This is a genomic window from Proteiniphilum sp. X52 (assembly GCF_003712195.1).
GTDB lineage: Bacteria > Bacteroidota > Bacteroidia > Bacteroidales > Dysgonomonadaceae > Proteiniphilum.
Map to the genome: position 1 here is coordinate 128,057 of NZ_RDSD01000009.1, position 13,417 is coordinate 141,473.

10 protein-coding genes are annotated in these 13,417 nt (G+C 42.0%); 6 read left to right on the top strand and 4 right to left on the bottom strand.

The annotated features are described in order from the left end of the window. Positions 1 to 63: 63 nt before the first annotated feature. Genes D7D25_RS09250 through D7D25_RS09260 form a run of 3 tightly spaced genes read right to left on the bottom strand, consistent with a single transcriptional unit; the run spans position 64 to position 6,380 of the window. The gene (locus tag D7D25_RS09250) at positions 64 to 1,617 is read right to left on the bottom strand and encodes an ADP-ribosylglycohydrolase family protein (RefSeq protein WP_122968676.1); all 1,554 of its coding nucleotides are present in this window, start codon (positions 1,615 to 1,617) and stop codon (positions 64 to 66) included. 39 nt (positions 1,618 to 1,656) lie between these two features. After that, positions 1,657 to 3,249, bottom strand: a complete 1,593-nt coding sequence (locus tag D7D25_RS09255; RefSeq protein ID WP_122968677.1) for a RagB/SusD family nutrient uptake outer membrane protein — start codon at positions 3,247 to 3,249, stop codon at positions 1,657 to 1,659. An 11-nt stretch (positions 3,250 to 3,260) separates the two neighbouring features. Further along, positions 3,261 to 6,380 carry a TonB-dependent receptor gene (locus tag D7D25_RS09260; protein ID WP_158602585.1) on the bottom strand — a complete coding sequence of 1,040 codons (3,120 nt, stop codon included), beginning with the start codon at positions 6,378 to 6,380 and terminating at the stop codon, positions 3,261 to 3,263. Positions 6,381 to 6,425: 45 nt separating this feature from the next. Between D7D25_RS09260 and D7D25_RS18005 the strand changes: the two genes are divergently transcribed. The 6 genes from D7D25_RS18005 (at position 6,426) to nagB (ending at position 12,556) form a co-directional block, all read left to right on the top strand. Next, positions 6,426 to 6,605 (top strand): hypothetical protein, encoded by a 180-nt coding sequence (locus D7D25_RS18005; RefSeq protein WP_158602586.1) that lies wholly within the window; start codon positions 6,426 to 6,428, stop codon positions 6,603 to 6,605. 450 nt (positions 6,606 to 7,055) lie between these two features. Further along, a complete protein-coding gene (locus tag D7D25_RS09265; RefSeq protein ID WP_122968679.1) occupies positions 7,056 to 8,078 on the top strand; it encodes a LacI family DNA-binding transcriptional regulator in 1,023 nt (340 codons plus the stop codon). 174 nt (positions 8,079 to 8,252) lie between these two features. After that, on the top strand, positions 8,253 to 9,152 hold the full coding sequence (locus D7D25_RS09270; protein WP_122968680.1) for a diaminopimelate dehydrogenase: 900 nt from the start codon (positions 8,253 to 8,255) through the stop codon (positions 9,150 to 9,152). Positions 9,153 to 9,390: 238 nt separating this feature from the next. Continuing rightward, positions 9,391 to 10,281, top strand: a complete 891-nt coding sequence (gene lgt / locus D7D25_RS09275) for a prolipoprotein diacylglyceryl transferase (RefSeq protein WP_122968693.1) — start codon at positions 9,391 to 9,393, stop codon at positions 10,279 to 10,281. 218 nt (positions 10,282 to 10,499) lie between these two features. After that, positions 10,500 to 11,735, top strand: coding sequence for an FprA family A-type flavoprotein (locus D7D25_RS09280; RefSeq protein ID WP_122968681.1), 1,236 nt, complete (start codon positions 10,500 to 10,502; stop codon positions 11,733 to 11,735). An 11-nt stretch (positions 11,736 to 11,746) separates the two neighbouring features. Beyond that, entirely contained in the window at positions 11,747 to 12,556 is an 810-nt protein-coding gene (gene nagB / locus D7D25_RS09285) for a glucosamine-6-phosphate deaminase (RefSeq protein ID WP_122968682.1), read from the top strand. A gap of 387 nt (positions 12,557 to 12,943) precedes the next feature. Here the strand turns inward: nagB and D7D25_RS09290 are convergent, their stop codons facing one another. Then, entirely contained in the window at positions 12,944 to 13,288 is a 345-nt protein-coding gene (locus tag D7D25_RS09290; protein WP_122968683.1) for a GNAT family N-acetyltransferase, read from the bottom strand. Between the last annotated feature and the right edge of the window lie 129 nt (positions 13,289 to 13,417).

Genomic DNA, 13,417 nt, shown 5'->3' on the forward strand with positions numbered 1-13,417 from the left:
TAGAGTTCGTCGTTCTCAATTATAGAATTACCGATCAATACTATTTTACTCATACATTATAGATTAAAAATATATGGGTTTTCCCGGATTATTTCCGGAATATACGATAATATCTCTGATATGTATATAATGGCTTTCGGGTATATTTTTTTGTTTTAATGTTATAGTATGCTCCCCTTCAGGGAGATCGTAATTCCATGCAACCTCATGCTTGCGAATAAGAGAAGAGGTGGGCATTTTTATGGTTTCTATGAAATTGTTATCGATATAAATATCCGCTTCTAACACCTTGTCTTTTTGATTGCTTGTCGCTGCGGCGTATCCGGTAAGAACAAAACCACAACCTTTTATGCCAAACGAAACTTCATTGTTTTGCTCAGTTAACCGGGTACTTATATCTTTCCTTTCAGTAGGATAGATCCCTTCAAAACCTATTTCCAGAGCAACTGTTTGGGGAATCTGGTACCGAATAATAAATGAATCGTCATTCTCAATGCCTCCGTTTCTTTTGATCATTTCGGCAGCATGACGGAATCCTATATCATAGACTTTGTTAAGGGACATTTCTGTATACCGGAAATTCATATCCTCCACTTTCTCAATACCCTGTATCCAGTAATCGGGGATATTATCATATCCTATCATTGTTCCCAGAATTCCGGCAGCATTGGCCGGGTTACAATCCGAATCATAGCCACATCTGGTGCTTATATCTATTGTTGCACCATAGTCGCCCTTACCGTAAAGCAGTCCGATTACAATATATGCCGCATTGATCTTTGCATCGATATTGAACGGCACAAAAACCCCGTCGGGACATCCTTTATCATGCGTCCATTTTTTCTGCGCTTCAAACCAAGCCGATTTCCAGTCATCGGGATTGTTCTTGTACCATTTGATTACGTCTGCAATACATTGATAAAACTGGCTTTCGGCCGGAATAGTTTTCAAGGCCTCTTCCACTATAAATTCAATGTCATTGTGAACGAAAGCCAAGGAATACATTGCCGCAACATAGATACCTCCATACAGCCCATCCCCGTAGTTCATGATGCGGCCAATCCGGTCACAAATGGCAGCGGCAGAGTTTGCCATGCCGGGAGACATTAACCCCGCAAAGTCAGCTTCAATCTGAAAATCGATGTCATCAGCGTGAGGATTGTTTTTCCAATGCCCGGAAGCGGGAGGCATAATACCGTTAAGTATATTATAGCGTGCAGCCTGATTGGCATGCCAAAGAGGATATTCGGCGTGGGCAAAAGCGAGTGCGTGTAAGGAGTCAGGAGCATCAAGGCCGTGCTTTTCAAAAACATCCACAAAAGTCAAATCCATATATACATCGTCGTATAAACCCGGTGAATTTTCATAATACCATAACATCCGGGTATCGTCCCATGGGATGGGAACATGGTCATCAATCATTGTGCCGTTCCATTGAAACTCTGTCGGCCCACCATATGTACAGCCGATCACCTGCCCGGCCCAACCGCCTTTGATCTTGTTTAGAAGTTCACTTTTGGAAAGAGTGAATTCTTTTTTTTCTGAATCGCTAGCATTGCAGGATAATGTAACCATAAGCGCGAACCACATTATGGTAATTGTAAAGATGTTCTTCATAACTTATGTTTTTAATTAATATGTTTTGAAATATCTTATTTAAAATCCGGGATTCTGAGTGAGATTATCGTTTAAATCCAATTCTCTAAACGGGATAGGCCAAAGGTAATGCTTATCCGGTCTGAATTCTTTGACATAACCGGTGAGCTCTACAGTCACGAAAGTTCCCGGATTATTCGGCTGTTCATATGTCATACCCTTAATTGTACCCGGAATAACCATTTCACCTGTTTTCCATCTCCTGATATCAAATAAACGCAATCCCTCCATTGCCAGTTCAACCATTCTTTCCTTTCTTACTATTTCCCTTAATTCGTCTTGATTGAGTGTCGTGATGTCAGGCATACCCACATCGTCCCTGCTCCTTATTTCATTCAACGCATCCAGTACGGACTGATTGATTGCAGCTCCTCCAAGTTCTATGCTGGCTTCGGCATAGGTTAGCAGGACTTCCGCATATCTCAAATAAATTAAGTTGAGTCCACAATTCCAGGGATTAGCATAGTCTGCATCACTTACATACTTTTTGAAATACCATCCTGTAGGCGTCACATTCTCGGCTGATATCGTTATATCATCGCCACTTCCATTACTGGGCAAAGTGTTTAAAACCCTGCCATTAGGCAATATATCCCCACTTGTATATATGGTGTGATACAAGCGGGGATCCCTGTTGTTATAGGGATTGGCCTGATCAAATCCGCTCGCAGGATTATCTATGGGAAGCCCTGTCGGTTTCATCGTATATGCATCAACCAATGGTTTTGTGGGTACTACCTGGCATTGTTGTGTATATAAGCTGTTGGGAGTAAAAAAAGCAAATATGGAATGAGGATTGAGATCTTTTGCATATTGCCTTGCAAACATTATTTCAGAAGAATTCTTTCCTGCATAGTCAAACAATGCTGCATACGAATTATTGATTTGGTGCACTCCCAGATCCATCACGGCTTTCGCTGCGGATTGAGCTTCAGCATATCTTTCAGCATACAGCATTGCCCTGGCTTTTAGGCCAAGAGCAACTCCTTTTGTTACTCTTCCCTTATCTTCCTGTATTGCCGGTAAATCTGCTGCCGACGAAGTCAATTCTTCCGAAATAAAATCCCAAATAATGTCTTTTGAAGTCCGGGGTACTGATTTTGCTTCTTCTACACTCAATGTATTCGTTACCAAAGGGACGTCTCCATAAAGCATAATTAGATTTATATAAGCAAAAGCCCGTAATGTTTTTGCCTCTGCTTTTAAACGCACTCTCAGTTCGTCATTCATTTCCGCTATTAAATCAATATTCTCCAGAAAGGAATTTGAAGCTTGCACTATTGTGTAGTAATAACTCCATTCACTGGCAATTACGTTGTTACTGGCGTCGAAAGTATGTTTCTCGACTTCCGATTCAGCCCTCCATTGTAAAATGTAATGTGCTATATCCGCATATGCATCCATTGATGCGTATCGCCATTGATTTCCTAAAATTGAATATATCCCGTTTGAAGCATATATTGCATCCTCTTCGGTTTGCCAGAAAAGTGCACTGGATAATCTGTCTTTGGGAATCGTATTTAGCAAGTCATTATTACAAGATATGAATATCACTGTAATAAAACCGATATATAATATTTTGTAAGATTTCATCCTTCTAAGATTTAAAAGTTTATATTAAGTCCAAATGTTGTCACGGAAGTTTGTGGGAAACTTGATTCCTGCCCTCTTCCTTCCATTTCCGGATCAATGTCGTACTTATTTAGTTCTGAAAATGTCAACAAATTTGTTGCTGATATATATACATTGATCCCGCTCACATTGATTCGCTCACATAGACTCCGTGGGATATCATAAGAGAGCCTGATATTCTTTAGGCGTAGATAACTACCGTTAAGCATTGAAAAATCTGATATCTGTGCATTTTTCATGGTGTATTTGGTTGGCCTGGGATATTTGGCATCTGGATTTTCAGGAGTCCAGTAATCTTCCCATATTTTATGGGTAAAACCGCCCCAGATACCATGTTCTAATATTGCTCCGGTCATTAATTTGTCTGAGCCGGCCACACCTTGCCAGAATAAATCCAGTTTTAGATTTTTCCATCCGACGGACATAGTAGAAGAGAAAGTCCAGTCAGGTATCTCACTCCCAAATATTACGAAATCATCAGGCGTTAATTCGCCATCACCATTCTGGTCAACATATTTGATATCTCCCGGGCCAACAGAGCCATCCCACTTTGCATAATTGTCAACTTCTGCCTGGGTTTGAAAAAAACCATCAGTCTCAAATCCATAGAAGGAATTAATTGGGTAGCCTTCCGTCGTAATTGTCCTATAGTCGCTATTCCCAAAGGCAGAGATATGGGGGCCGGTACCGGCAAGGTCAACTACTTTGTTTTTGTTGTAATTTGCATTAAACCCTAGTTCAACGTCAAAATCTCCAAAAGATTGTCTTCCTCCTACTAAAAACTCAAACCCTCTATTTTCAACAGAACCAGCATTCTGATTAGTTGGTTGAAGACCTATTATGGATGGAATTGGTACCATAAGAAGGATATCAGTGGTCAGTTTCTTGTAATAATCGAATGAAAAATTCAATTTATTATTAAATAAGTAACCATCAAGTCCGAAATTCAATTGAGTTGTCGTTTCCCATGAAATATCCTTGCTGGCCAGATTGATTTGGCGGAAGCCGGTAGCTAATGTTTCATTGAAAAGATAGTTTTGTTGATTATATGTCGGCATAAATGTATAAAGTCCTACTTGCTGACTACCAACTTCCCCCCAGGATCCTCTGATTTTTAATTCTTCAACAGTGTCTTTTAAAGGATTCCAGAATTCTTCACTTGAAATTCGCCAACCCATTGAAAAAGACGGAAAAAAACCATAACGATGTCCTGTGGCAAACCTTGAAGAACCATCATATCTGGCATTCGCTTCAAAAAGATATCTGGAATCGAAATCATAATTTAATCGGGCAAAATAAGATCGTAATCCCCATTCCGAATTTCCACCTGTTGCCGACTGGGTTGCATCATCTGCTCCCATCGAAAGTGCTTGCAACTGGTTGTTATAAAAGTTCTGTCTGTAACCTTGCACCCAACTCTGCAAATAGTGTATTTCCGAATAGCCGGCAATACCGCTTATTTTATGTTTGTTGAATGCCTTGTTGTAGCTTAAATGTAAATCTATCCCTTCTTCCTGAGATTTATCCCGGTAATCGTACATTCTGTTTATATTGTTAAATGTCCTCCTATCGGGATGTAGCTTGTCTACGAAATCGTACTTGTTATTAAAAGAATTCCAGATTTCCATGTTGTGCTGTGTAGAATATTGTGCACTTATGTCTAGCCCGTTGAGAATTTCATAATTTGCTTTAAATATTCCTACAATATAAGTCCTTTTAGAACTGGCTTTTCCCATTTCGTATACATTTATAAGTGGACTGTAGCTATCTACTGTAAGCCCATAAGAACCATCCTTGTAATAAGGTACGCCCCATTGACTGTTTTGCCACATTCTATAGTACGACTCCCATTCATTATAAGGAGCCTTTCTTTCGCTGAAACGTATATTTATATTTGTATCGAAGGTTAGTTTATCATTTAGTTTAAATCCGTTCTTTGCCCTCATCTCACTTAAATTAAATCCGTAATTTGGGAGTATCCCCTCTTCGTTCATATATCTGAATGAGAGTCTATTTGTAATTCTTTCACTTCCTCCACTTAAGGTGAGGGTGTGGCTATGTTGGAGTGCCAGTCTGAATAGAGTGTTATGCCAAACGTTAGGCAGAGGATACTGTTCCGGATCGTTGGCGTGGTTTTCCGGCCATTTTTGGATATATTCGTCAGAATAGAACTTGTATCCATATGTATTCATATAAGCTTCGTTTTGCTGCTTCATGTAAGTGACAGCTTCCATATGTTCCGGATTGTTATTTGAACGAGCAATGCCGAAATATCCATTGTAGGTAATTGAAAGTTTCCCGTCATTTGGAGCCTTGGTTGTTACCAATATTACACCTGCGGCTGCCCTTGACCCATATATTGCTGTTGATGCGGCGTCCTTAAGTACAGAGACAGATTCAATATCTGCAGGATTGATCCTGGATAGACTGCCTGGAATACCATCTATCAATACTAAAGGATTATTATCATTTAAGGAGGTGACCCCCCTTATTCGGGTTGTTAGATTTTCATTTCCAGGTGCCCCGCCACGGTCTATTATGGTTAATCCGGGTAGTTTCCCTTGCAGTGCCTGTGTGATATTTGTGGAGTTACGTTCAGATAGACTTTGGGAACTTATACTACTCACTGCGTTTGTTATACTGACTTTTCTCTGGACACCATATCCGATTGCGACAATTTCATTTAATCCGATTGTTTCTTCTTCCATTACTACATCAATTCTTTCTTTGTTTTGAACGGCTATTTCCTGATTTTTCATTCCTATAAAAGAATATTGAATGATTGCATTTTGTGGAATATTATTCAAAATATAGTTGCCGTCAATGTCGGTTGTAGTTCCTAAAGACGTTCCTTTTACCATAACTGTCACACCCGGTACGGGATTACCTTTTTCGTCTATTATTGTACCTCTTATTTCGGTTTTCTGTTGGACAGCTTCAAAAGAAACAGAGCCGTATAGATAATAATTATTTCCTAGAACCTCAGAAGACGAAATGCTCAAAAATACGCAGATTGTCATTGCTATATGAATCTTTGTTGTCTGTTTGCTTTTATCAAAAGCTTCTTTTTTTGTGATACAGTATTTATTCATATCTTTGTAATGATTTAATTTTTTACGATGATAAATTAAATTGTTATGAGTCGAACAGTATGTGCCGTACTGTTCGACTTTTTTATTCTGAAGGATCTCTACTACAACGGAAAGTTTACTTTGACAGACAATAATGGGAGTAGCAAAGATGTGACGTTTATCCATTTTTATGGATATCCATATACGATGTTATTTGTAAAATATGCGTGTAATTGTAGCGTATAAAGAATGGTTGTATTCAAATCTGTTTTTTATCTCCATAGGCATAATATTTTTAAAATAATTTTAACAAAACACTTTACTTCGGGTTAATAAAGAACTATAATGAGAGAAATTAATAAATTACATTAACGGAATTTGTCTTAACGTGTATTATTCAACTTAATAGAGGCATGAATTAGCATTCATTGATACCGTTTTTCAGATAGTTGGAATATAAAAATTCAAAGAGCGCACACGATCAGAACAATTCCCAATTCTTTGCTATATATGCGGATAAAACGCAAGGCATCTATCTGATTTTTCACCCTTATAATTTGGATTGATTGCAAATATATGCACAATATTGATTTGAACAAACGTTTTCGCAAATTTATATAGTTAAATCATGTTATTTTTCGAGTTGATGTCTGCTTCTTACATTATTTCTGTTAGCTTTGTTAAAAAAATAGGATTATGCAGCAAAAATCGAATATAGTTGATATTGCCGAAAAATCGGGATTCTCTATTACCACCGTCTCGCGGGTTTTGAACGGGAAAGCCGATAAATACAGGATAAGCAAAGCCACGCAGCAGAAAATAGAATCTGCAGCGGAGGAATTGAATTATGTTCCCAATGAATTCGCGCGTAATCTTCGCACTGGGAAGAGTAAAACGATTGCGCTAATTGTTCCCTCTCTAAAAAATCCTTTTTTCGCCGAGATTGCAAGCGTGGTAAATGTAGAGGTGAGAAAATACAATTATATCACTATTATCGGAGACAGTGATGACAATATCGAAAACGAAAAAACAGAAGTAATGCATTTGTCATCGAGAAATCTGGATGGAATGATCATTGTTCCTTGCGGGGCCGAATGGGGACATCTCGAGAGGATGCGGGAGAAAGGACTTCCGTTGATCTGTATTGACCGGTATTTTGAAGGGCTGGATCTCTCCTTTGTTTCTTCGGACAATTATGAAGGTGCCTATTCAGCATCTAAATATCTGATTGAGCACGGTCATACTTCTATTGCCTGTATCCAGGGGGTCAGACACTCGACCCCTAATATCCAACGGGTGAGAGGTTTTGTAGATGCCATGATTAATTCCGGTATCACTTCATATACGGTGACTGGCGATGCTTTCAGTGAACAGAACGGATATCTGGAAACAAAGCTGTTGCTCCGGCAAAAAGTGAGGCCCACTGCTATATTTGCCTTTAGCAATACCATCGCTATGGGATGTATAAAAGCGCTTAAAGAGGAGAAGGTGAAGGTGCCGGAAGATATATCACTGCTTACATTTGACGATAATCCATACCTTAATTATATAGAGCCTCCGCTTACTTGTATATCGCAACCGGTGGAAGATATTTGCAAAATAGCTGTGAAGATACTGTTTTCCAACATCCTGGAGCATGATACGTCTCCTAAACATGTACTGTTAAAAACCCAGTTGAAAGTGAAAGCATCGGTAAGGAATGTAGGCCGTCCACTATGAGGTGGGAAAGTGGGAAGGAGGGAAGGAGGGAAAGTAAAATCCCAAACCCCAAATCCGATATCTTGAAATTGAAAGAAGTTCAGTCTGCCGTTCCGCTCAAAAAAATACCGCAGATGCATTTTGTATGTGGATTGTTTTGCTTACTTTTGAATCCTCTAAAATATATCTGTTTTTATGTCAAGAAAGATCAGAGCAGCCGTAGTAGGCTACGGAAATATAGGAAAATATGTGGTGGAGGCGTTACAGTCGTCCCCCGATCTTGAGGTGGCCGGAATTGTCCGGCGCGATGCCGCGAATATTCCCGCTGGGTTGAAAGAATATAACGTGGTGAATTCCATATCGCAACTCGAAGGTGTGGATGTGGCGATACTTTGTACCCCTACCAGAAGTGTGGAGAAATTTGCGTTGGAATGTCTGGAGTTAGGTGTCAATACGGTAGATAGTTTCGATATCCACGGTCAGATAGTACAATTGCGTGAATCGCTCGATGGAGTGGCGAAGAAACACAACGCCGTTTCCATAATTTCGGCCGGATGGGATCCGGGAAGCGACTCGGTGATCCGTACCCTTATGGAGGCGATGGCACCGCGAGGTATCACTTATACCAATTTCGGGCCGGGCATGAGTATGGGGCATACCGTGGCCGTAAAAGCTATCGATGGTGTAAAAGCGGCCCTTTCCATGACTATCCCTACAGGCACAGGCGTACATCGCCGCATGGTCTATATTGAGCTGGAGGAAGGACACGATTTCCAGACGGTAGCACATGCCATCAAATCCGATGATTACTTTGTCCATGACGAGACCCACGTCTTTCAGGTGGAGGATGTGGAAGCCCTCAAGGATATGGGACACGGCGTGCTGATGGAACGCAAAGGCGTTTCGGGGAATACACAGAACCAGTTGTTCAAGTTCGATATGCGTATCAATAACCCCGCACTCACAGCACAGCTGCTTGTGGCCGTAGCGCGTGCGTCGATGAAACAGCAACCCGGCGCTTATACCATGATTGAAATTCCTGTAGTGGATCTCTTGCCGGGAGAAAAAGAGGCGTGGATCAGGAAATTGGTATGAGTTAATGTGTCTAATGTGCCAATGTGCCAATGTGATTAATGTGCCAATGGGACTAATGTGCCAATGGGAGCCAATCCATTTTTCACTTTTCACTCTTAGTTTTTAGTTTACTAAGAGCCTTGCTTCTTTTTCAATTGCATTAGGCTTTTTCTACACTCGGCAAAACAAATAAATTTGTTCTGCACTCGCGTAACGAAAAAGTTCACTACCTTTGTCGAAAATATCAATTCTGATGGACATATTACTCACTGTAACCTGGAACGTAGACCCCACGCTTTTTACCGTCTTTGGCCGCGAAATACGTTGGTACGGCCTGTTGTGGGTCATAGGGTTGATTGTTGCCGTGTATATGGTGCAGCGTATCTTCAAACGTGAAGATCTTCCCGAAAAATGGTTCGATTCGCTTTTCTTTTATATGATCGTCGGTATTATCGCAGGAGCCCGTCTCGGTCATTGTTTATTTTATCAGCCGGCTTATTATCTGGCCAATCCCGTTGAGATACTGAAGGTTTGGGAAGGAGGGCTGGCCAGCCATGGGGGAGTGATCGGAATTATTATCGCCGTGTGGCTCTATTCCCGGAAGGTGACCAGGCTCAGCATGTTGTGGACGTTCGATCGTGTGATGGTGCCGACTGGGTTCACCGCCGCGATGATCCGTTTCGGAAACCTGATGAATCACGAGATCTACGGAGGTCCGACCGATCAACCGTGGGGATTCCGGTTTGTAACCAATCTCCACCAATGGATGCAGGGGGCTGAACCGGTTTATTCACAACCGTCGCATCCCACGCAGATATACGAGGGGTTGGCCTATCTGGCCGTTTTTGCCGTCACCGTGTATATGTACTGGAAAACCGATGCCAAAGGCCGCAAAGGATTGATTACAGGCGTAGGTATCCTGCTGATTTTCCTGTTCCGCTTTTTCGTGGAGTTTCTCAAAAACGAACAGGTTCCATCCGAAGTTGCCATGCGGGAGAATACAGGCCTGATCTTAGGCCAATGGTTGAGCATTCCCTTTATCCTCTGGGGTATGTGGCTGATATGGAACGCCTTGCGGAGACCCGCCCAGGTGGCGGATACTCCAAAGCAATCGCAAATGGCACAGCCCAGACCAAAGAAGAAAAAGTGATGTCGCGATTTAGCGATTTGTTGAGTGAAACTAAAGCGGGACAAGTCATACCAATGAGACTAATAAAGAACGACATTTGTCATTAGTAATTGGTAATTAGTAATTTTATTTACATGTTGATTTGTTGATATGATGATTTTCAGGATTTGGTAATTTGTCATTTGTAATTAGTAATTTGTCATTTGTAATTAGTAGTTAAATTAGTGAATACGAAATATATGTACAAGCCGATTGAAGTAACGGAGGATATTTTTTATGTGGGTGTGAACGACCGCACCAAACATCTTTTTGAGAGCCTATGGCCCTTGCCGCAAGGTGTTTCTTATAACTCCTATATTGTCAGGGATGAGAAAACCGCACTGATCGATACCGTCGATATTTGCTATTCGGATCTTTTTATGCGTAAGATCCGGTCGGTGTTGGGTGATAAACCCATCGATTACCTCGTGGTGAACCATATGGAACCCGACCATTCCGGTTCCATCGAATTCCTTGTCTCCAGATATCCGAATATCCGGATCGTAGGGAACAAGCGAACCCTTGAAATGCTGAAAGGTTTTTACGGGATAGTCGAAAACGTGGTTGAAGTGAAAGATCTGGATCAGATGAGTCTGGGAAAGCGTACGCTCCAGTTTTACATGACTCCTATGGTGCACTGGCCGGAGACGATGATGACCTATGTCAGGGAGACCGGAACCTTGTTTAGCGCTGATGCCTTTGGCACCTTCGGCACACTCGACGGTGGCGTCTTAGACAGGCAGCTTTGTCCTGAAAGGTATCGTGACGAGATGATCCGCTATTATTCCAATATTGTGGGTAAGTTCGGATCTCCTGTGCAAACAGCCCTGAAGAAATTGTCCAACATTGGGATCAATGCTATTTGTTCCACCCATGGTCCCGTATGGACCATTCCCGAAAATATCGCCGATGTGATTGCCTTGTATGACCGGTTGAGCCGTTATGATGCCGAAGAAGGATTGGTCATTGCCTATGGAAGCATGTATGGCCACACTGAAGAATTGGCCGAGATCATTGCGGGCGAGGCTGCTGAAAACGGGGTAAAGAGCATTGTGATGCACAATGTGTCGAAAAGCCATGAGTCGGATATTCTTCGTGACGCGTTTAAATATAAAGGGTTGATCATCGGATCACCTACCTATAACAATAAGTTGTACCCGGCTGTGGATGCCCTGGTTTCCGCATTGCAAAACCGTAACCTGAAAGACCGATTCTTTGGTTATTTCGGTAGTTTTACCTGGGCCGACGCTACAGCCAGGCAATTCGAAGCATTTGCGGAATCCATGGAGTTTGAGTTGGTGTCAGAGCCTGTGCTTATGAAACAGGCGATGCTGGGCGATGTGGTGGAAAAGGCCCGGAATCTGGGCAGGACCATGGCTCAGAAACTGATGTCCGCTACAGAAGTGGGTTCGAATAACACATCTAACTGTTCATAAATTAAACAAACATGAGACTTATCATTCAGCCCGATGCCGATCAGATGGCACAATGGGCAGCCAATTACATTGCGGCAAAAATCAATAATGCAAACCCGACGGCTGAGAAGCCTTTTAAATTGGGATTGCCAACCGGTTCATCACCCTTGAAGACCTATAAGGCGTTGATCAAATTGTACGAAACAGGACGAGTGTCGTTCGAGCACGTGATCACGTTCAATATGGATGAGTATATCGGTTTACCGGCGGAGCACCCGCAAAGTTACCACACTTTTATGTGGGATAACTTCTTTCATCATATCGATATTAAAAAAGAGAATGTGCATATCCTCGACGGGATGGCGGAAGACCCCGAAGCCGAATGTGCCGCGTATGAACTGGCCATAACAGAGGCGGGAGGTATTGATCTTTTCCTGGGTGGGATCGGCCCCGATGGGCATATCGCATTCAACGAGCCCGGCTCTTCGCTTAGTTCACGTACACGTGTGAAAACGCTTACCACCGATACGGTGATTGCCAATTCCCGATTTTTTGATAACGATGTGAACAAGGTGCCTAAAACAGCGCTGACAGTAGGAGTAGGGACCGTGCTTGATGCCAGGGAAGTGCTTATCCTTGTCAACGGACATCATAAGGCCCGCGCGCTCTATCACGCCGTGGAAGGATCCATCAACCAGATGTGGACGATCAGTGCCTTGCAGTTGCATGAAAAAGGAATCATCGTTTGCGATTACGATGCCTGCGCAGAACTGAAAGTGGGCACTTACAAGTATTTCCTCGATATTGAGCATGATAACCTGAATCCCGATTCACTCCTGTAGTGTATGGGTTGGCATATTGCCAATTCCATATAACCGCTGCCGGTTTAGAAAACAAAAAGTGTGGGCTTCCGCCTGCACTTTTTTCTTGACACCTTAATGCTTTTTACTTGACCTTTAACACGTCCCTTCGATTATTAAGTGAACAAGACCCGTTTATTGTTTGTTTACCGGGAGACCGTAGTGTCAATTGCGCAGAAAATGAACAAGGTAAAAGCCAAAGGGATAATAGTTTTGGGTTATTGGGACGCAAAATAAATAATGCGTCATTTTTATCCGCCGGATTGCAATCCTCCTTTCGGGAAGTATGCAGGTTCCGGCGGATTTTTCGCTTTTTTCAATGGCCCATGTTCGCCTTCAATTTTTCAAGTTTACTTTATTCGGCACATTTCAGTTATTCTTCTCTTTCGGCTTGATACCACAGGCCTCCCCTGTGGGTTCATCTTCGGCACGATACCATATATCGCTGTAATCATCAGGGTGCCTGCGGAATTTTGCCAGGATATAGGAGCATGAAGGGATTACCTGGTATCCGTTCTCCCGCGCGTAATTGACCATCTCATCGAATAATCTTCCGGCAATACCTTGCCCTTCCAGTTCCGGACGCACGCCTGTATGATAGGCGTTCAGCAGGTTGTCTTTTATCTCGAAATCCAGTTCAGCCACCTGCCGCCCCTCCCGCGCAATGAAAAAACTACCCCGGTTTCTGTTGTCTATTCTGAATTGTATGTCCATATCATTCAATTTTAATTGGTGACCTGTTTGTGATCTATTCATTAAAACAATTAATGATTATCCGCAATAGTTCCTATTGTAAATTCTTGACTTGAAATCAGGAGCATACGTTACAGCGGCTATCAACAG